General features: G+C 71.2%; 18 protein-coding genes. 5 read left to right on the forward strand and 13 right to left on the reverse strand.

The window, feature by feature from the left end:
* Positions 1 to 143: 143 nt before the first annotated feature.
* The 7 genes from ACZ4WS_RS22890 to rsmI all read right to left on the reverse strand — a co-directional run bounded on the left by ACZ4WS_RS22890 (position 144) and on the right by rsmI (position 7068).
* Positions 144 to 923 carry an MHYT domain-containing protein gene (locus ACZ4WS_RS22890; protein WP_467983063.1) on the reverse strand — a complete coding sequence of 260 codons (780 nt, stop codon included), beginning with the start codon at positions 921 to 923 and terminating at the stop codon, positions 144 to 146.
* Between the two features lie 226 nt (positions 924 to 1149).
* On the reverse strand, positions 1150 to 2043 hold the full coding sequence (locus tag ACZ4WS_RS22895; RefSeq protein ID WP_467983064.1) for a 4-(cytidine 5'-diphospho)-2-C-methyl-D-erythritol kinase: 894 nt from the start codon (positions 2041 to 2043) through the stop codon (positions 1150 to 1152).
* Positions 2040 to 2912 carry a 16S rRNA (adenine(1518)-N(6)/adenine(1519)-N(6))-dimethyltransferase RsmA gene (gene rsmA, locus ACZ4WS_RS22900; RefSeq protein ID WP_467983065.1) on the reverse strand — a complete coding sequence of 291 codons (873 nt, stop codon included), beginning with the start codon at positions 2910 to 2912 and terminating at the stop codon, positions 2040 to 2042. The genes ACZ4WS_RS22895 and rsmA overlap by 4 nt, the downstream gene beginning before the upstream one ends.
* Positions 2913 to 3095: 183 nt before the next feature.
* Complete coding sequence (locus ACZ4WS_RS22905) at positions 3096 to 4445, reverse strand: ubiquitin-like domain-containing protein (protein WP_467983066.1); 1350 nt, start codon at positions 4443 to 4445, stop codon at positions 3096 to 3098.
* Between the two features lie 141 nt (positions 4446 to 4586).
* The gene (locus tag ACZ4WS_RS22910) at positions 4587 to 5459 is read right to left on the reverse strand and encodes a TatD family hydrolase (protein WP_467983067.1); all 873 of its coding nucleotides are present in this window, start codon (positions 5457 to 5459) and stop codon (positions 4587 to 4589) included.
* Positions 5460 to 5581: 122 nt separating this feature from the next.
* Positions 5582 to 5989: a hypothetical protein gene (locus tag ACZ4WS_RS22915; protein WP_467983068.1), complete on the reverse strand. Its 408-nt coding sequence runs from the start codon at positions 5987 to 5989 to the stop codon at positions 5582 to 5584.
* Positions 5990 to 6210: 221 nt separating this feature from the next.
* Positions 6211 to 7068: a 16S rRNA (cytidine(1402)-2'-O)-methyltransferase gene (gene rsmI / locus ACZ4WS_RS22920; protein ID WP_467983069.1), complete on the reverse strand. Its 858-nt coding sequence runs from the start codon at positions 7066 to 7068 to the stop codon at positions 6211 to 6213.
* Between the two features lie 62 nt (positions 7069 to 7130).
* On the opposite strand from rsmI, the gene ACZ4WS_RS22925 reads away from it, so the two are divergent.
* The 5 genes from ACZ4WS_RS22925 to ACZ4WS_RS22945 all read left to right on the forward strand — a co-directional run bounded on the left by ACZ4WS_RS22925 (position 7131) and on the right by ACZ4WS_RS22945 (position 14021).
* Positions 7131 to 8870, forward strand: coding sequence for a dolichyl-phosphate-mannose--protein mannosyltransferase (locus ACZ4WS_RS22925; protein ID WP_467983070.1), 1740 nt, complete (start codon positions 7131 to 7133; stop codon positions 8868 to 8870).
* Between the two features lie 118 nt (positions 8871 to 8988).
* Positions 8989 to 10623: a penicillin-binding transpeptidase domain-containing protein gene (locus ACZ4WS_RS22930; protein WP_467983071.1), complete on the forward strand. Its 1635-nt coding sequence runs from the start codon at positions 8989 to 8991 to the stop codon at positions 10621 to 10623.
* 99 nt (positions 10624 to 10722) lie between these two features.
* Positions 10723 to 12393, forward strand: coding sequence for a penicillin-binding transpeptidase domain-containing protein (locus ACZ4WS_RS22935; RefSeq protein ID WP_467983072.1), 1671 nt, complete (start codon positions 10723 to 10725; stop codon positions 12391 to 12393).
* A gap of 288 nt (positions 12394 to 12681) precedes the next feature.
* Complete coding sequence (locus ACZ4WS_RS22940; protein WP_467983073.1) at positions 12682 to 13179, forward strand: YbaK/EbsC family protein; 498 nt, start codon at positions 12682 to 12684, stop codon at positions 13177 to 13179.
* The gene (locus ACZ4WS_RS22945) at positions 13176 to 14021 is read left to right on the forward strand and encodes an EamA family transporter (protein ID WP_467983074.1); all 846 of its coding nucleotides are present in this window, start codon (positions 13176 to 13178) and stop codon (positions 14019 to 14021) included. The genes ACZ4WS_RS22940 and ACZ4WS_RS22945 overlap by 4 nt, the downstream gene beginning before the upstream one ends.
* A 79-nt stretch (positions 14022 to 14100) precedes the next feature.
* Here the strand turns inward: ACZ4WS_RS22945 and ACZ4WS_RS22950 are convergent, their stop codons facing one another.
* The 6 genes from ACZ4WS_RS22950 to ACZ4WS_RS22975 all read right to left on the reverse strand — a co-directional run bounded on the left by ACZ4WS_RS22950 (position 14101) and on the right by ACZ4WS_RS22975 (position 19066).
* A complete protein-coding gene (locus tag ACZ4WS_RS22950; RefSeq protein ID WP_467983075.1) occupies positions 14101 to 15261 on the reverse strand; it encodes a serine hydrolase domain-containing protein in 1161 nt (386 codons plus the stop codon).
* A 64-nt stretch (positions 15262 to 15325) separates the two neighbouring features.
* Positions 15326 to 15772, reverse strand: coding sequence for an organic hydroperoxide resistance protein (locus tag ACZ4WS_RS22955; RefSeq protein ID WP_467983076.1), 447 nt, complete (start codon positions 15770 to 15772; stop codon positions 15326 to 15328).
* Between the two features lie 262 nt (positions 15773 to 16034).
* Positions 16035 to 16484 (reverse strand): MarR family winged helix-turn-helix transcriptional regulator, encoded by a 450-nt coding sequence (locus ACZ4WS_RS22960; protein ID WP_467983077.1) that lies wholly within the window; start codon positions 16482 to 16484, stop codon positions 16035 to 16037.
* Positions 16481 to 17239: an energy-coupling factor ABC transporter ATP-binding protein gene (locus ACZ4WS_RS22965; protein ID WP_467983078.1), complete on the reverse strand. Its 759-nt coding sequence runs from the start codon at positions 17237 to 17239 to the stop codon at positions 16481 to 16483. The genes ACZ4WS_RS22960 and ACZ4WS_RS22965 overlap by 4 nt, the downstream gene beginning before the upstream one ends.
* Positions 17227 to 18024, reverse strand: a complete 798-nt coding sequence (cbiQ, locus tag ACZ4WS_RS22970) for a cobalt ECF transporter T component CbiQ (protein WP_467983079.1) — start codon at positions 18022 to 18024, stop codon at positions 17227 to 17229. Before cbiQ ends, ACZ4WS_RS22965 begins: the two co-directional genes overlap by 13 nt.
* 1 nt (position 18025) lies before the next feature.
* On the reverse strand, positions 18026 to 19066 hold the full coding sequence (locus ACZ4WS_RS22975; RefSeq protein WP_467983080.1) for an energy-coupling factor ABC transporter permease: 1041 nt from the start codon (positions 19064 to 19066) through the stop codon (positions 18026 to 18028).
* Positions 19067 to 19242: the final 176 nt, after the last annotated feature.

A 19242-nucleotide genomic window follows, 5' to 3' on the forward strand; every position in this document is an offset into this window, starting at 1 on the left:
GCCGTAGGGGCGGCCGGGGTAGCCGTAAGAGCGGCTGGGGTGGCCGTAAGAGGGCTCGGGTAGACGTAAGTGACGGCCATGAGGCCGTGCGAAGCGGCGAAGGTGCGAAGCGAACGCCCGAGGCGACCGGGCGTACGGCCGGCTCAGGCGGTGGAGAGCTCGACCTCGCGAAGCAGCGCGGCGGCGGCCACCGACTCGTCCCGCTTCCCGGTCGGGGACAGCGCGACGTACGCGGAGGTCAGGAAGAGGAACGAGCCCAGCACCACGGCGAGCGGGAAGATGAACTCGGTGGCGGTGGCCCCGGCGAGCGACGCGCTGCTGGGCGCGAGGTCGATGCTGACGGCCCACATCCCGGTGTAGTGCATGCTGACGACCGCGACGCCCATGACGAGCGCGGCGGCCGCGGCGAGGACGGGCCCGCGCACGATGAGGGTGAGCGTGAGCGCGGCGGTCGCGGCGACGACGGCGATGATGACGGAGGCGATGACGAGGGTGGGGTCGTAGTTGACCTCGCCGTGCAGGTTGAGCGCGGCCATGCCGGTGTAATGCATCGCGGCGACGCCGAGGCCGGTGCCGAGCCCGCCGAGCAGTACGGCCCGTACGGGGGAACGCCCGAATCCCGCGGTGAAGACGCCCGCGCCGACGACGGCGATCGACATCAGCAGGCTGAGCACGGTGACCGGGACGTCGTAGCGGATCGGTGTGCCGTCGACCGCGAAGCCCATCATGGCGATGAAGTGCATGGTCCAGATGCCGGAGCCGATGGCGATGGACGCCATCATCAGCCAGTTCCGTTTCGAGGCGCCGTCGGCCTCAAGTGCCCTGACCGTGCAGCGCAGTCCGAGTGCCGAACCGACGCAGGCCATCGCGTAGGACAGGACGGGAGTGACCCATCCGGCGCTGAAATGGTTCATGTGTCCCACGAGGAACCCCTCTCGCCCGTCGCGCGGGCAGGGCCGCGCACACGGTAGTACCGCCGGTAACAAGAGACCGGGGATGGCTGATCATGCCAGCACCGGCTGAGGAGCAGACCGCGCGAAAGGGACCATGGGGGCTATAGGCGAGAATTGAGTTGCGGTGACGTAGGTAACAACTGGCCGGAATATTTATACAAGAACCGGGGCAGTTGTCACCTCTGAGTACGGGCCGTTACAGCACCGTCGCGCCGGGTGCCGGGCTCTCGGTGACCCGAACGGAACGACAGGTTCCAGAGGAGAGCAGCGCCTCGGCGACCGTCGTCGCGGACCGCGCGTCCGGCACGAGGAAGGCGGTGGTCGGGCCCGAGCCGGAGACCAGCGCCGCGAGGGCGCCGGCCGCGCGGCCCGCCGCGAGGGTGTCGGCGAGGGCCGGGAAGAGGGAGAGGGCCGCGGGCTGGAGATCGTTGGAGACGGCGCCCGCGAGGCCGGCGGCATCCCCCTTCGCGAGGGCGTCGAGCAACTCCTGCGAGGCGACGGGCTCAGGGATCCGCACCCCGTCATTCAGCCGGTCGAACTCCTGGAAGACCGCCGGGGTCGACAGCCCGCGCTCGGCCATCGCGAAGACCCAGTGGAACGTCCCGCCGACCTCCAGCAGCCGCAGCCGCTCGCCCCGCCCGACGCCGAGCGCCGCCCCGCCCACCAGGCTGAACGGCACGTCGCTGCCCAACTCGGCGCAGATCTCCAGGAGTTCGCCGCGCGAGGCGTTCGTACCCCACAGCGCGTCGCAGGCGACGAGCGCGCCCGCGCCGTCGGCACTGCCGCCCGCCATGCCGCCGGCGACGGGGATGTCCTTGGCGATGTGGAGGTGGACGGCGGGGTCGATGCCGTACCGGCGGGCGAGTTCGAGGGCCGCGCGGGCCGCCAGGTTCGTACGGTCCAGGGGGACCTGCCCGGCATCCGGTCCCGCGCAGGTGATGCGCAGCTCGTCCGCCGGCGTCACCGTGACCTCGTCGTACAGGCCGACCGCGAGAAAGACGTTGGCCAGGTCGTGGAAGCCGTCGGGGCGGGCGCCGCCCACCGCGAGCTGGACATTGACCTTGGCAGGGACGCGTACCGTCACCGTCACGGCTGAGCAGGCTCCTTGTTCTCGGCGATACGGGCGAACTCTTCCACGGTCAGGGACTCCCCGCGGGCCTGCGGCGAGACCCCGGCGGCGACGAGCGCGGTCTCGGCGGCGGCGGCTGAACCGGCCCACCCGGCGAGGGCGGCGCGCAGTGTCTTCCGCCGCTGCGCGAAGGCGGCGTCGACGACGGCGAACACCTCGCGCTTCGAGGCCGTGGTCTTGAGGGGCTCGGCGCGCCTGGTGAGCGACACGAGCCCGCTGTCGACGTTCGGCGCGGGCCAGAAGACGTTCCGGCCGATGGCACCGGCCCGCTTCACGTCGGCGTACCAGTTGGCCTTCACGGACGGCACGCCGTACACCTTCGAGCCGGGCGCGGCCGCGAGCCGGTCGGCGACCTCCGCCTGCACCATCACGAGGGTGCGCTCGAGGGTCGGGAAGGTCTCGAGCATGTGCAGCAGGACGGGGACGGCGACGTTGTACGGGAGGTTGGCGACGAGTGCGGTGGGGGCGGGGCCGGGGAGTTCCTGGACGTGCATCGCGTCGGAGTGCACGAGCGAGAAGCGCTCGGCGCGGGACGGCATGCGGGCCGCGATGGTCGACGGCAGCGCGCCCGCGAGCACGTCGTCGATCTCTACCGCGACGACCCGGTCGGCCACCTCCAGCAGGGCCAGCGTCAGCGAGCCGAGGCCGGGGCCCACCTCGACGACCACATCGTCGGGGCGGACGTCGGCGGTGCGCACGATGCGGCGCACCGTGTTCGCGTCGATGACGAAGTTCTGGCCGCGCTGCTTGGTGGGCCGTACGCCGAGGGCTCCCGCGAGTTCGCGGATCTCGGCGGGGCCCAGGAGGGCGTCGGGGGTGGGGCTGGTCACCCCCCAAGGGTACGGGTGGGCTGGGGCTGGGTATTTTGTCGCCCCCTCCGCCCCTGCCCTCCCCCACTCTCGGCTTCGCTCGAGCGGGGGACCCCTATCGTCCCTGGGGGCTGCCGCCCCCAGCCCCCCGCCATCGCGCTGACGCGCTCGTCCTCAAACGCCGGACGGGCTAAAAACTCTCACTCACCCGCGCAGCCTTGCCCCGCAATGCGGCCAAGGACTCGCCCCCCGCCGCACGTACAGCTTCTTCGCGCGGAACGTCTGTTCCGTGGCGGGGGCGTCCTGGGGGCGGCCGGAGCCGCCGAGGGCGTGCCAGGTGTGGGTGTCGAACTGGTAGAGGCCGCCGTAGGTGCCGGAGGGATCCACGGCGTCGGGGCGACCGCCGGACTCGCAGGCCGCGAGGGCGGACCAGTTCAGGTCGTCGGCCCCGGCGACGGACGCCGGAGGGGGCTTGGTGCCGACCTTCACCAGCTGGGCCCGCGGCTCCCGCGCCACCTCGGACTTGATGCGCCGTGGCGCCTGGTTGACGCCGTTGACGGTCCACAGGGAGTACGTGACCCGTCGCGCCCCGGACCGCCCGGCCCGCTCAACGACCTCCGTGCCCCGGAACAGCGAGGGATCCTGCGTCCGTCGCACCGGGAACGGAATCGGCTCCTCGCGGACCTCCTTGCCCCCGGTGACCCGCATGACGGTGACCGTCTGCCCATCCCGCGGGAAACTCCCGGGCGGGACGGAGGTCGTGTCCTGCCCGTGCAGGGTGATCCCGGCCTCCTCGACGGCCTCGCGCACACTCGCCGCGTTCGTACAGATCGTCCGCGCCCGCCCGTCCGCCATGATCGTCACCGTGCGCTCGGTGCGCACATCGAGCGCCAGACCCTCAGGGCCGATGCGCCGGGAGCGCGAAGTCGACACGTACGCCCCCTCCGCGCGCACTCCGAGCTCTCTGAGCGCCCCGTCCACCGTGTGCGCCGTCGTCCACACCTTGCGCCGGTGCCCGTCGAGGGTGAGGTGCATGGGGCGCCCGTAGCGCACCGCGACCTCGTCGCCGCTGGTGAGCGGCGTGCCGGGCGCGGGCGCCACCACGTCGTGCGCCCCCACCTTCACACCCTCGTCGGCGAGCAACTCGGTCACGTCGTCCGCGAAGGTGTGCAGCGCGCGCGGCTTCCCGTCGACGCTGAGCTCGATCACCTTGTCGTTGGCGACGAAGGCGGAGGTGCCCCCGGCGAGGAACGCGACGACCAGGGCCTGCGGGAGCAGGCGGCGGAAGGGGTCGGGGCGCTCGGCGGTGCGCTTGCGCCGGGCCGCGCGCCGGGTCTCGGCGCGGCCCCCGGACCGGGTCGCGCCGTCCCCCTCCCCCTGCACCTGTCCCTGTCGAGGCAGCCGGGGCTCCGTCGGCCCCTCGGGCTCGGCCACGCCCGCCTCGTACGCGGGCCGGTACGTGTCCGGGTAGCCGCGACCGTACGGCTCATGGGGCTCATACGTCTCGTACGACGTTCCAGGCGGTCCATACGTCTCGTACTGCGAGCTGCTCACGACGACACGCTCCAGGGGGGGTCCGGATCGGGCGACCAGAACCTAGCGGAGCGGTCGTCACTCTCCCAAGCAACGCGGCTACGCTGTGTCGCGACACTCCCCTGAGGTGCGACCCGGGGAGACCCCGGGAACCGTTATCCGTCAGTAATCGAACGCGCGCGCAGTGTTCGCGGAGATCGAGGTCGCCAGCGCGTCCTCGTCGATGCCCCGTACAACGGCCATGGCGCGCACCGTGACCGGAATGAGATACGGGGCGTTAGGCCGTCCGCGGTATGGCGCGGGTGTCAGGAAGGGCGCGTCGGTCTCGACGAGGACGAGTTCCAGCGGCGCCGCGGCGAGCGCGTCGCGCAGTGGCTGGGCGTTCTTGAAGGTCATGTTGCCTGCGAAGGACATGAAGTAGCCCGCGCGGCCGCAGATCTCGGCCATCTCGGCGTCGCCGGAGTAGCAGTGGAAGACGGTCCGCTCGGGGGCGCCCTCCTCCTTGAGGACGCGCAGCACGTCGGCGTGGGCGTCCCGGTCGTGGATGACCAGGGCCTTGCCGTGCCGCTTGGCGATCTCGATGTGGGCGCGGAAGGACCGTTCCTGCGCGGCCTTGCCCTCGGCTCCCGTGCGGAAGTAGTCGAGCCCGGTCTCGCCGACACCCTTGACCTGGGGAAGCGCGGCGAGGCGGTCGATCTCGGCGAGCGCCTCGTCCAGCGCCGCGTCGCCGCCCGGCTGCCGGGCGCCCTGCCGGGACCAGCCGTCGGGGTCGCCGTGGACGATGCGGGGCGCTTCGTTGGGGTGCAGCGCGACGGTGGCGTGGACGGCGTCGTAATCCAGCGCGGTCTGCGCCGCCCACCGCGAGCCGTTCACGTCGCAGCCGACCTGGACGACCGTCGTCACCCCGACCGACGCGGCCTTGGCGAGGCCCTCCTCCACCGTGCCGGACTGCATGTCGAGGTGGGTGTGCGAGTCCGCGACGGGGACCCGCAGGGGCTCGGGGAGGGGCGGCGCTTCGGTCTTGTCGGAGGGCATGCCCCGATCCTACGAAAGGCGCATGCCGGGCCTCACCCGAGTCAGGGTCACCCCGCCCTGCGGTGCCTCACGAGCAACGTCACCCCGCCTTGCCGGGCCTCACCCGAGGGCCCCGAGCAACGTCACCCCGCCTTGCGGTGATGGAAGGGGTGCAGCAGATCCGAGAGGTGCCAGTGGTGCGCCTCCTTCGGCGCCGCCTGAGCCTCCTCGAGGGCCTCGTCGGGCCGCCGCGGGCCCGGACGCTGGGCCCGGTGCAGGGAGTCGAGAACGGAGGACACCTGACCGGCGCGCATTATGCGCACTACGTGGCTGTCGCAGTTGAGGCAGCTGGGCCGGCTCAGCGGCGACGGCACGACCTGGCCGTTCGCCACGTACATCACGAACTCGCTGCCCTCGGCGTCGAGGTGGTGCTCTATCTCGTACGACTGCTCCCAGCCGTGCCCGCAGCGCATGCAGGCGAAGGAATACGACTCATGGACGACGGCGGTCGCCGCGCTGCGATGCCCGGTCCGTCCTGCGATCTCAGTCATGCCAGCTCCCTCTTGTCCGCTGGACAAGCGCCTTCGTCGAGGGGATTCCTCCTGAATCCCGCTGAAGGCGAGGGACGGGTGCGTCCCTTCAACCAGTGGACGCTTCTCCGGGCGCGAACGCATCAGGTCTGTCGACTGTTGGAGTCGTTTTGGCCTTTCCTTGTCGCAACCGTCCCGCTACCCGGCCTGAGCTTTGCTTTTCACGATCGTCCTTTGCCCTTCTATGGGGCGCTTCGAGCGGCATTCTTTGCCGCGACAACGGCATCGAAGACGTCGCGCTTGGGAATCCCCGCCTCCGTGGCGACGGCGGCGATCGCGTCCTTGCGCCGCTCCCCCGCCTCCTCGCGCACCTGGACCCGGCGCACCAGTTCGGCGGCGTCCAGCTCCTCGGCGCCCTTCGCGGCGGCGCCCTCGACGACGACGGTGATCTCCCCGCGTACGCCCTCGGCGGCCCAGGCCGCCAGCTCGCCCAGCGGACCGCGCTTGACCTCCTCGTACGTCTTCGTCAGCTCGCGGCAGACGGCGGCCCGGCGGGTGTCCCCGAAGACCTCGGCCATCGCGGCGAGGGCGTCGTCGAGCCGGTGCGGGGCCTCGAAATAGACCATCGTCCGGCGCTCCTCCGCGACCTCCTTCAGCCGCGACAACCGCTCGCCCGCCTTCCTCGGCAGGAAGCCCTCGAAGCAGAAGCGGTCGACGGGCAGTCCGGACAGGGCGAGCGCGGTGAGCACGGCGGACGGGCCCGGTACGGCGGTGACCTTGATGTCCTTCTCGACGGCGGCCGCGACCAGCCGGTATCCGGGGTCCGACACGGACGGCATCCCGGCGTCGGTCACGAGCAGCACCCGCGAGCCCTCCAGGAGCGCCTCGACCAGTTCGGGCGTACGGGCGGACTCGTTCCCCTCGAAGTACGACACGACGCGCCCCGCGGGCTGCACCCCCAGCGCCTGGGTGAGCCGCCGGAGCCTGCGGGTGTCCTCGGCGGCGACGACGTCCGCGCTCTGCAGCTCCTGGGCGAGCCGGGGCGGAGCATCGGCCACATCGCCGATCGGAGTGCCTGCCAATACAAGGGTTCCTGTCACGGTTCCATCCTCGCAGGGCCCAGGCACGGGACTCCCACAGGCGTGTTCCCTACGATGGCGCGGTGACCAGTACCGCGTCCTCCACGGACACCCGACAGGGCCAGGCCGCCGAAGAGCAGCGGCCGTCGTGGCAGCAGCGGCTGCGCCGATTCGGCTACACGGCGCCGCTCAGAAGCGACGTACGCGACCGGCTCGTGCCGCCGTACGCCGAGCCCAGCCCACGCATCTGGGCCACGCTCGGACTGCGCCACGAGGTCGCCGAGCGCATCACGCGCTGGTCGGGCTGGGGCGGCCCGCTCCTGGTGACGCTGCTCGCCGGGCTGATGCGGTTCTGGAACCTGGGCAGCCCGAAGGCGGTGATATTCGACGAGACGTACTACGCCAAGGACGCCTGGGCGCTCATCCACCGCGGATACGAGGTCAACTGGGCGAAGGACGCCAACGACCTGATCCTGCAGGGCAACGGCCATGTGCGGATCCCGAGCGACGCCGCCTATGTCGTGCACCCGCCGGTCGGCAAGTACGTGATCGGGCTCGGCGAGCAGATCTTCGGGTTCACCCCCTTCGGCTGGCGCTTCATGACGGCGCTGCTCGGCACGCTGTCCGTGCTGCTGCTGTGCCGGATCGGGCGCCGCCTGTTCCGCTCGACGTTCCTGGGCTGCCTCGCGGGCGCGCTGATGGCGGTGGACGGCCTGCACTTCGTGATGAGCCGCACCTCGCTGCTCGACGGCGTGCTGATGTTCTTCGTGCTGGCGGCCTTCGGCTGCCTGGTCATCGACCGCGACAAGGCGCGGGCCCGGCTCGCGGCGGCGCTCCCCACCGACGCGGACGGCGTCGTACGCCCCGACGCGCACGCCGCCGAAGCGACCCGCCTCGGCTGGCGTCCCTGGCGCTGGGGGGCGGGCCTGATGCTGGGTCTGGCCATCGGCACCAAGTGGAACGGCCTCTACGTCCTCGCCGCGTTCTGTGTGATGGCGATCCTGTGGGACGCGGCCTCGCGCCGGGTCGCCGGCGCCCGTCGCCCGTACCTGGCGGCCCTCAAGCACGACACGGGCATCACGTTCCTGGCGACGGTCCCGGTCGCCCTGTCCGTGTACCTGATCTCCTGGACCGGCTGGATCCTGTCGCCGGACAACGGCAAGGGCGGCTACTTCCGCAACTGGGCGGTGACCGACGGCAGGGGCGGCAACTGGACCTTCCTGCCCGACTGGCTGCGCAGCCTGTGGCACTACGAGCACGAGGTCTACAAGTTCCACGTCGGCCTCTCGTCCCCGCACACCTACCAGTCGAACCCGTGGAGCTGGCTCGTCCTGGGCCGCCCGGTCTCGTACTTCTACGAGTCCCCGGCCCCCGGCACGGACGGCTGCCCCGCCGACGCGACCGAGAAGTGCGCCCGCGAGGTGCTGGCCCTCGGCACCCCGCTCCTGTGGTGGGCCGCCTGCTTCGCGATCGTCTACGTGCTGTGGCGCTGGGCGTTCCGCCGCGACTGGCGCGCGGGCGCGATCGCCTGTGGCATCGCGGCCGGCTACCTCCCCTGGTTCATGTACCAGGAACGCACGATCTTCTTCTTCTACGCCGTCGTCTTCGTGCCCTTCCTGTGCCTGGCCGTCACGACGCTGATCGGCGCGATCATCGGCCCACCCGGCTCCGGGGAACGCCGCCGCGTCATCGGCGCGGCGGGCGCGGGCGTCCTGGTCCTGCTCATCGCCTGGAATTTCATCTACTTCTGGCCCCTGTACACAGGCACGGCCATCCCGATCGACTCCTGGCGGTCGCGGATGTGGCTGGACACCTGGGTCTAACGATTCGGAGAACTCCCGCCCCGTGGGTCACAGCTCACGCATACAGTGCGGAGTAGACCACTCTTTCTGAACGCGTTCAGAAGTTCGGAAGAGGGTCCACGGGGAGGGGATTCGCGCGATGCGCAAGGGGGCGAAGGCTGCCATCGTCGGCAGCGTGTTCGCGGTGATGGTAGGGGGCGCCGGGTACGGCGCGTACAACGTGGTGACCGCGATCAGCGGGGACGGGAGCCCGGGGTCGTCCGGGCCCGCGCCCGTGAAGACCGGGCCGCCGAGCAGTGCGGAGGTCAAGGAGACCTCGGCGAACTTCTTCGCGGCCTGGGAGAAGGGCAACGCGACCAAGGCGGCGTCGTACACCAATTTCGCGGAGAAGGCGGGAACACTCCTGGCCGGCTACCGCGACGACGCGCACCTCACCAAGGTGCACATCAAGCCGGGCACGCCGTCCGGCGCGACCGTGCCGTTCTCGGTCGAGGCGACGGTGTCGTACGAGGGGAAGAGCAAGCCCTTCTCGTACGACTCCGAACTGACCGTCGTCCGCGGCGACACCACCGGGAAGGCGCTGGTCGACTGGGACCCGTCCGTCGTCCACCCGGACCTGAAGGACGGCGACACGCTGGTCACGGGTGAGTCGGCGAGCCCGGCGATCGAGGCCGTGGACCGCAACAACGTTGTCCTGACCCAGGAGAAGTACCCGTCCCTGGGGCCGATCCTGGACGAACTGCGCGACAAGTACGGCGACACGGCGGGCGGCACGCCCGGTATCGAGCTGGCGATCCGGCACACGAGCTCGAACGCGGTCGACACGACGCTGCTGACCCTCGCCAAGGGCAAGGCGGGCCGGGTGCACACGACGCTCAGCGCGACCGCGCAGGCAGCCGCGGAGAAGGCGGTCAAGGAGTACTCCGAGTCGTCCGTGGTGGCGGTGAAGCCGAGCACCGGTGAGGTGCTGGCGGTCGCCAACCACCGGGAGGACGGGTTCAACGCGGCGTTCCTCGGCAAGCTGGCACCCGGCTCCACCATGAAGATCATCACCTCGGCGATGCTCATCGACAACGGCGTGACCACGATGAACGGCCCGGCACCCTGTCCTCCCACCGCGACCTGGCAGAGCCAGACCTTCCACAACCTGACGGACATGACTCCCAACGAGAGCGCGACCCTCGCCAACAGCTTCAGCCGGTCCTGCAACACGGCCTTCGTGAAGCTCATCGACGAAAAGCCGCTCACGGACGAGTCTTTGACGACCGAGGCACAGACGCGGTTCGGCCTCGGCCAGGACAACTGGAAGACCGGCATTCCGTCCTTCGACGGCAGTGTCCCCGCCTCCGGCGGCCCGGACCGCGCGGCGAACGCGATCGGCCAGGGCCAGGTCCAGCTGAGCCCGCTGAACATGGCGTCGGTGACGGCGACCGCCATCACCGGCACGTTCCGTCAGCCGGTCATCGTGCCGCTGAAGCTCGACGACCGCGTGCCTGCGCAGGCGAAGGGGCTGCCGATGAACACCGTCGCGCAGCTCAAGCAGATGATGCGGCTCACCGCGACGAGCGGCACCGCCGCGCACGTGATGGCCGGGCTCGGCGGTGACGTCGGCGCCAAGACCGGCTCCGCCGAGGTCGACGGCCAGGCCAAGTCCAACAGCTGGTTCACCGGCTACCGCAACGACATAGCGGCCGCCGCGATGACCCAGGAGGGCGGCCACGGCGGAGACGCGGCCGGTCCGATCGTCGCAGCTGTGCTACGAACTGGTGGCTGAAGTCACCCCTCACAGGGCGGGACCCTAGGGTGGTGCCTCTCGTTGAGGGGCGTGAGGGCACACGGGGGAACCAGGGGAACCAGCGGAGGATCTGGAGCTGTGGGCAAGAGAAGGCGCGTCGCCGAGCGACGGAAGACGAAACCCGCCGTGGTCGGCGGGGTGATCGCCGTGGTCGTCGCCGGCGGGGCGTTCGGCGCCTACAGCCTGTACGGCGGTGGTGCGGCGGCCGAGGACAGGACGTCGACGACCGCCGACCACAAGACCGTGGAAACCGGCCCGGTCTCGGCGACCGAAGTCCGCACGACGGCTGCCGCCTTCCTCACCGCCTGGCAAAAGGGTGACGTCGCGAAGGCGGCCGCCGCCACGGACGACTCGGCGGCCGCGACGACCGCGCTGACCGGCTACACGAAAGACGCCCACATCACCGGCGTGACGCTGACGAGCGGCAAGCGGTCGGGGGCCTCGGTCCCGTTCTCCGTCAAGGCCACCGTCACGTACAAGGGCAAGAGCAAGCCGCTCGCGTACGAGTCGAAGCTGACGGTCGTGCGCCGCGCCAAGGACGGTGTGCCGCTGGTCGGCTGGCAGCCGTCCGTCGTGCACCCGGACCTCCAGGACGGCGACCGTCTGGTCACCGGCGAGTCGGGCACGCCCCCCGTCACGGCGCTCGACCGCGACGGCGGGGAGCTGACCACGGCCAAGTACCCGTCCCTGGGCACGGTCCTCGACGGGCTGCGCGAGAAGTTCGGCAAGACGGCCGGCGGCAAGGCGGGCATCGAACTGCGCGTGGTCCGCAAGGCCGCGAAGAAGGGCGCCCAGAAGACCCCCGACAAAACCCTGGTGACGCTCAGCGAGGGCACGCCCGGGACCGTGAAGACGACGCTCAGCCCGACCCTCCAGGCGGAAGCCGAGCGTCAAGTGGCCGCGAAGTCCAAGGCGTCGGTGGTCCTGATGCGCCCCTCGACGGGTGAGATCCTCGCGGTCGCGAACTCGTCCCACGGCTTCAACACCGCCTTCCAGGGCTCGCTCGCCCCCGGCTCCACGATGAAGATCGTGACCTCGACGATGCTGTTCGAGAAGGGGCTCATCACCCCGGACGCGTCGCACCCCTGCCCCAAGACGTACAAGCTCGCCGGCTGGACGTTCCACAACGACGCCGACTCCGAGATCAAGAAGGGCACGTTCAAGCTGAGCTTCGGGGCCTCCTGCAACAACGCCTTCATCAACTTCGCGCCGAAGTTGTCCAACAGCGACCTGACGACGGAGGCCCAGCAGGTCTACGGCCTCGGCATGAACAACTGGGCCATCGGCGTCCCGACGTTCGACGGCTCGATCCCGGTGCAGAGCGGCGCGCAGATGGGCGCCTCGCTGATCGGGCAGGGCGGGGTGCGCATGAATCCGCTGAACATGGCGTCGGTGGCGTCGACGGTGGAGACGGGCGTCTTCCACCAGCCGTACCTGGTGTCCCCGACGGTGGACAACCGCACGCTGGCGAAGGCCTCGCGCACCATGTCGTCGAAGACGCAGGCCGAGCTGAAGGAAGTCATGCAGTACACGGCGGCCTACGGCACGGCGGCCAAGGCGATGGCGGGCCTGGGCCCGAACTACGGCGCCAAGACGGGCTCGGCCGAAGTCGACGGCCAGAAGAAGCCCAACGGCTGGTTCACCGCGTACAAGGGCGACCTCGCGGCCGCGGGCGTGGTCCAGGCGGGCGGCCACGGCGGCGACACTGCGGGACCGATCGTGGCGGCGCTGCTAAAGGCGGGCAGCTAGTGTCCCGGTTTCGGGTTTCCGCGCCACCAGCCGCCTGATCGACGGCTCGGCGACGAGGCACTTGGTGCTGGACGCGCCTCACGAGGTGCGCCAACAACTCGAAACCAGCTCACTGGCCGCAAGTCGCCCCAGCTGCGGGCAATCGTGCCGCTGGGGCGGCGCCCGTCCCGACGAGAGCGGCACCCCGCAAGCGCCGGGCTGCGCACCCACCCCGAGCCCAACCCCCACTCCGGTCGCCGCCCGGAAGTCGGTCGCGTGTCACGTACACCCACCGCTACGGTGCCGTTCATGACCGCCGAAGAGAACGCCGCCCATCCCCGTTTCGCCGAGGCCCTCCAGGAACTGGGTCTGGGCGAACTCACCCAGCAAGTCCGCCGGTTCCCGGACGCGACCCGCACCGCCGCCGAAGCCGCCACCGCGATCGGCTGCGACCTGAGCCAGATCTGCAAGTCCCTGATCTTCGCGGCGGACGGCGTCCCGGTCCTCGTCCTCATGGACGGGGCGTCACGCGTGGACATGGAGCTGGTACGGCGGGAGCTCGGCGCCGAGAAGGTGACGCGGGCCAAGGCGGACGTGGTCCGGGACACGACGGGGTACGCGATCGGCGGCGTCCCGCCCTTCGGGCACCGCACCAGGACCCGTGTCCTGGCGGACCGTTCACTGCTCGACCACGACACGGTGTGGGCCGCGGCCGGCACCCCGTACGCCGTCTTCCCGATGGACCCCAAGACACTGGTCGCACACGCGGGCGGCACACTGGTGGACGTGCGCGAGCAGCCCGCGTGACGCCGGTCGTCACCGCGGCGGTGCTGCTCGCCGCGGTCACCCACGCCAGCTGGAACGCGATCGCGCACCGCATCGCCGACAAGCTGGTCGGGTTCACGCTGATCCTGGCCGGCGGCGTGCTGATCGGGCTGGCCGCGGCCCCGTTCGTACGGTTCCCGGCGTCCGCCGCGTGGCCGTACCTGCTCGCCTCCGCGGCCATCCACGTCGTGTACGTCGTCCTGCTGATGCGTTCGTTCAAGCTCGGTGACTTCGGCCAGGCGTACCCCATCGCGCGCGGCTCCGCGCCCCTCGTGGTGACGGTGCTGGCGGCGCTGTTCGCGAACGAGGTGCCCAACGCGTGGGCTGCCGCGGGGATCGCGCTGTCCTGCGCGGGACTGACCGGGGTCGCCCTGTGGGGACTGCGCGGGCACCGGCCCAACTGGGCCGCGATCGGGGCCGCGCTGGCGACGGGCCTGTCCATCGCGGCCTACACGGTCGTCGACGGGCTCGGTGTGCGCGCCTCCGGCTCGGCACTCGGCTACACCGCCTGGCTGATTGCCGTCCAGGGCACGGTGATCCCGGCGTACGCCCTGTACCGGTGGCGCGGCGAGTTCGTGAGCATGCTGCGCCCGTTCGCCGCGCTCGGCCTCCTCGGCGCGGCCCTGTCCGTGTCGGCGTACGGCCTGGTCCTGTGGGCGCAGACGCGGGCGGAGCTGGCGCCCATCGCGGCCTTGCGCGAGTCCTCGATCATCGTGGGAGCGGCGATCGGGGCGGTGTTCTTCAAGGAGCGCTTCGGGGCGCCCCGGATCGCGGCGGCGGGGCTGCTGGTGGTGGGGATCGGGTTGATGCTGCACGCGGGCTAGGACCATGGGCGATCCTGTTCGCCGCAGGGGGTGGGTACGCGCCCCACTCCCCCGCTCCCCGCTCCCCGATCGCCGTCCGCTACTCCCCGATCGCCGTCCGCACCGCCCGTACCAGCGCCTGCGCCCGCGCGTCCGCCGTCACACTCTTGCGGAAACCGTTGGTCACATACCCGAAGGCGATCCCCGACTCGGGGTCGGCGAAGCCCAGGGCGCCGCCCCGGCCGGGGTGGCCGAAGGAGCCCGGGGACAACAGCGGCGACGCCGTGCCGTGGAGCATGTAGCCAAGGCCGAAGCGGGTGTTGACGACCAGGACGCGGTCGGGGCCCGCGGACTGTTCCGCCCGCGCCCGCGCCACCGTGTCCGGGGAGAACAGCCGCACCCCGTCGACCTCCCCGATCAGCGAGGCGTAGAAGCGCGCCAGGCCCTCCGGCGTCGCGATGCCGTTGGAGGCGGGAAGCACCGCCGCCCGGTACGCCGGGTCGTTCTCGTCCGGCAGCGGGGTGATCGCGGCGAAGGCGCGGCGGGTCAGCGAGTCGGGGTCCGCGTACGCCTCGGAGACCGCCCGCTTCGGACGGGTCTTCAAGCCGCCCGCCGCCGACGGCGCCTCGACCTGGCCCACCCGGCCCACCCGCCCGGCCACGGCCTCCGGCAGCCCGACCCACAGATCCAGCCCCAGCGGCCCGGCTATCTCGTCCGCGATCCACGCGCCGATCGAACGCCCGGTCACCCGCCGCACCAGCTCGCCGGTCAGCCAGCTGTACGTCTGCGCGTGATATCCGTGGTCCGAGCCCGGCTCCCACACCGGCGCCTGCCCCGCCACCGCCGCGGCCCCGAGCTCGGGATCCGCGGCCTCGGCGGGCGTCAGCGGACGGTCGAGGACGGGCACGCCGACCTGGTGCGCGAGCACGTGCCGGACAAGTGCCCGCTCCTTGCCGCGCGCCTTGAACTCCGGCCAGTAGTGGCCGACCGGCGCGTCCAGATCCAGTTCCCCGCGCTGGGCGAGCAGAAGGAGTACGGCGGCGGCGACGCCCTTGGTCGCCGAGCGCACGATCTGTGCGGTGCCGTGCTCCCAGGGCTCGGCGCCGTCGACGTCCCGCGTGCCGCCCCACAGGTCGACGACCTTGTGCCCGGCGCGGTACACCGTGACGGCGGCGCCCCGGTCCCCGAGCGTCCCGAAGTTGCGTACGAACGCTGCCCTGACCGGCTCGAAGCCCTCGGCCACTGTGCCGTTCACGTCCACGCCCGCGCTCCCTGTCTCCTGACGGCCAACAGTGGATGCAACACGCACGTACAGCCGTCGATTCCTAGCCCAGCAGGATCGAGACCTCGATGTTGCCGCGGGTGGCGTTCGAGTACGGGCAGACTTCGTGGGCCGCGTCCACGAGCTTCGCCGCGACGTCCTGGTCGACGACGGGCAGCGAGACGCTCAGGGCAACCGCGAGACCGTAGCCGCGCTGCTTGTTCGGGCCGATACCGACCTTCGCGGCGACCGTGGAGCCGGACAGGTCGAACCCTGCGCGACGGCCCACCAGCACCAGCGCGTTGTGGAAACAGGCGCTGTAGCCCGCCGCGAACAACTGCTCCGGGTTCGTGCCGTTGCCGTCGCCGCCGAGCGCAGGCGGCATCGCGACCTTGAGTTCGAGCTGGCCGTCCTGGCTGGTGACATAGCCGTCCCGGCCGCCGTGCGCGGTGGCCTCGGCGACGTACATGATCTTCGTCGGGCGGGTGTCGACAGCGGTGCCATCGATCATGGCTGGACCTCCCCCAGGGCGGACAACATGATGCGCAACACAGAAGTGTGCAAGTACATCGTGCACAAGGTACCGGCCGGTAGGAACCGGCTCGATTACCAGGGGGTAGCAACCGCGGGTAACGCGAGGTCGGGGGTGCACGCCCGGCGCGCGCCGGGCGGATGCACTTCGGGCGGATGCACTTCGGGCGGATGCGCTCCGGGCGGCGCGAGGCAAAGGCGCGCGCTCCAGCGCGGGTCGAAGGCGCGCACTCCGACGCAGGTCAGCGTGCGCCCTCCGCCCGCTCCACAAGCCCCCACAGCTCGCCGCGCAACCGCGCCACCTCGTCCGCGCCGAGCTGGGTCGCCGCGAGCAGCGCGCCCGGCACACTCGCCGCGCGTTCCCGCAGTTCCTCCCCGCGCCCGGTGACCGCGACGAGCACCGAGCGCTCGTCGCGCGCCGAGCGCTCACGGCGCACGAACCCCGCCGACTCCAGGCGCTTGAGCAGCGGCGACACCGTGCCGTAGTCGAGCCGCAGGGCGCCCGCCAGTTCCTTGACCGTGGTCTCGCCGCGCTCCCAGAGGACCAGCAGGACGAGGTACTGCGGGTAGGTGAGACCGAGCTCCTCCAGCAGCGGGCGGTAGGCGGCCGTCACCGCCCGCTGGGCCGCGTACAGGGCGAAGCACAGCTGGTCGTCGAGGAGCGGCGACCCGGCGTCCTCTTGATTCGTCACGCGCCCATTGTCACGGAGCGCGGGTCGAACCCGAAGGGCAGCTCCAGACGGTGGGTGCGCATGAGCGTGTCGTCGGAGAGCAGCTCGCCGGTCTTCCCGTCGGCCGCGATCACTCCGTCGCTCAGAACGAGCGACCGGGGGCACAGCTCCAGGGCGTACGGCAGGTCGTGCGTGACCATGAGGACGGTGACGTCCAACGACCGCAGGATGTCGGCGAGTTCGCGGCGCGAGGCGGGGTCGAGGTTGGAGGAGGGCTCGTCGAGGACGAGGATCTCCGGCTCCATCGCGAGGACCGTCGCCACGGCCACCCGGCGTCGCTGCCCGAACGACAGATGGTGCGGCGGGCGGTCGGCGAAGGCCTCCATGCCGACCCGCTCCAGGGCCGTACGGACGCGCTCCTCCAGTTCGGCCCCCTTCATCCCCGCAGCCGCCGGGCCGAAGGCGACGTCCTCCCGCACGGTCGGCATGAAGAGCTGGTCGTCCGGGTCCTGGAAGACGATGCCGACCTTCCGCCGGATCTCGGCCATGTGCCGCTTGCCGACCGGGAGTCCGGCCACCGTCACGGTTCCGGCGCCGCCGGTCAGGATGCCGTTGAGGTGCAGGACGAGGGTGGTCTTGCCGGCACCGTTCGGGCCGAGCAGCGCGACGCGCTCGCCGCGCCCGACGGTGAAGTCGACGCCGAAGAGGGCCTGATGCCCGTCGGGGTAGGCGAAGGCCAGTCCGGCCACTTCCAGAGAGGGGGTCACAGCGTCCATCCCACCAGACATACGACAAGGGCGGCGAACGGAAGGGCGAGGGCGTACGACCACTGCGCCCGGGACGCGGTCACCTCGTCGATGACCGGCATCGAACCGGCGTACCCCCGGCTCACCATGGCGAGATGCACGCGCTCCCCGCGCTCGTAGGAGCGGATGAACAGCGCGCCCGCCGACTTCGCGAGGACGCCCCACTGCCGGACACCACGGGCCTCGAAGCCGCGCGACTCCCGCGCGATCCGCATCCGCCGCATCTCGTCCGTGATGACATCGCCGTACCGGATCATGAAGGACGCGATCTGCACAAGGAGCGGTGGCAGCTTCAACCGCTGAAGCCCGAGGAGCAGTTCGCGCAGCTCGGTGGTGGAGGCGAGAAGCACGGAGGCGGCGACGCCGAGGGTCCCCTTCGCCAGGACGTTCCAGGCACCCCAGAGGCCGTTCACGCTCAGCGAGACACCCAGCACGTCCACCCGCTCGCCCTCCGCCACGAACGGCATCAGCACCGCGAAGGCGACGAACGGGATCTCGATCAAAAGCCGTTTCAGCAGAAAACCGGCCGGAACCCGGGCCTTGTACGCGACCACCGCGAGCAGCACCGCGTACAGCGCGAACGCCCACATCGCCTCGCGCGGGGTGGAGACCACCACGACGACGAAGGCGAAGGCGGCCGCGAGCTTGGTGTGCGGGGGCAGCGCGTGCACGGGCGAGTGCCCGTGCCGGTACAGCTTGTGGGCTCCCCCACTCTCGGCTGCGCTCGAGCGGGAGGTACCCCCATCCGCGCCCACGTCAGGCCACCCGCGAGGGGGAGACATCGGCCGTACGACGCCTGCGGACGGCCCAGAAGACACCGCTGCCCGCGACGACCGTGACGCCGACGCCGATCACGCCCGCGAGGCCGCCGGAGATCCGGGCGTCGGAGATGTCCTTGACGCCGTACCCGGCGAGCGGGGAGTCCTCCGCCGCGTGCTTCTCGACGTTCTTGTCGATGCCCTTGTCCTTGGCGACCTTCTCCAGGCCGTCGGGGCTCGCGGAGGCGTAGAAGCTGACGAACCCGGCGAGGACGAGGGAGGTGACGAGGCCGGTGATCCACACCTTGCGGTGGGAGGAGCGGGCGGCGACGGGGGCCACGGTCGTCGGCGCGTCGACCAACTCGCCGCCCACGCGCAGCTTGAGCCGCTGTGTCAGGCCCCGGGCGCCGTACACGAGATCCGGTCGTACGGCGATGACGGCGCCGACCGTGAGCGCGGTGATCGCGGCCTCGCCGATGCCGATGAGGAGGTGGACGCCGATCATGGCCGTGGCGACCTTGCCGATCGAGACGTCGGTGGTGCCGCCGATCGCGTAGATGAGGGTGAAGACGACGGCGGCGGCCGGGACGGACAGGAGCGCGGAGACGAAGGCGGCGACGGTGACGGAGCGCCGCTTGCGGGGCAGCACCTTCACCAGGCCGCGGAAGACGGCGTACGCCACGACGGTCGTGGTGATCGCCATGTCCGTGACGTTCACGCCGAGCGCGGTCAGGCCGCCGTCCGCGAAGAGGATGCCCTGCATCAGCAGCACCACGGAGACGCAGAGGACCCCGGTGAAGGGGCCGACGAGTATCGCGGCCAGGGCGCCGCCGAGCAGATGTCCGCTGGTCCCGGCGGCGACCGGGAAGTTCAGCATCTGTACGGCGAAGATGAAGGCGGCGACCAGGCCGGCGAGCGGCGCGGTCCGCTCGTCGAGTTCGCGGCGGGCGCCGCGCAGGCTCACGGCGATGGCACCGGCGGCGACCACTCCGGTGACCGCGGAGACCGGGGCGTTGATGAATCCGTCAGGTACGTGCACCGTTCGATGATAGTGGCTTGTTGCGAATGCCTTGCAAGAGCGAGGCGCCTACGAATAAGCCGGGGCGCGCCCGGCGGACCTTCGGAGGATCGCACCACTCCACCCGAGAGCGGTTTCCGTGGAATGTGCGACATTGGAATGGTGACGGATTCACAGATTCCGCACAGGTAACGCAG

This window comes from Streptomyces sp. NPDC029292 (assembly GCF_055569295.1).

What these genes read in the sequence shown, in the direction of transcription:
- ACZ4WS_RS22915 (WP_467983068.1), bottom strand. Translation starts at nt 5,989, where the DNA reads ATGACTGAGATCGCAGGACGGACCGGGCATCGCAGCGCGGCGACCGCC.
- ACZ4WS_RS22965 (WP_467983078.1), bottom strand. Translation starts at nt 17,239, where the DNA reads ATGGACGCTGTGACCCCCTCTCTGGAAGTGGCCGGACTGGCCTTCGCC.
- ACZ4WS_RS22955 (WP_467983076.1), bottom strand. Translation starts at nt 15,772, where the DNA reads ATGATCGATGGCACCGCTGTCGACACCCGCCCGACGAAGATCATGTAC.
- ACZ4WS_RS22940 (WP_467983073.1), top strand. Translation starts at nt 12,682, where the DNA reads ATGACCGCCGAAGAGAACGCCGCCCATCCCCGTTTCGCCGAGGCCCTC.
- ACZ4WS_RS22930 (WP_467983071.1), top strand. Translation starts at nt 8,989, where the DNA reads ATGCGCAAGGGGGCGAAGGCTGCCATCGTCGGCAGCGTGTTCGCGGTG.
- ACZ4WS_RS22910 (WP_467983067.1), bottom strand. Translation starts at nt 5,459, where the DNA reads ATGCCCTCCGACAAGACCGAAGCGCCGCCCCTCCCCGAGCCCCTGCGG.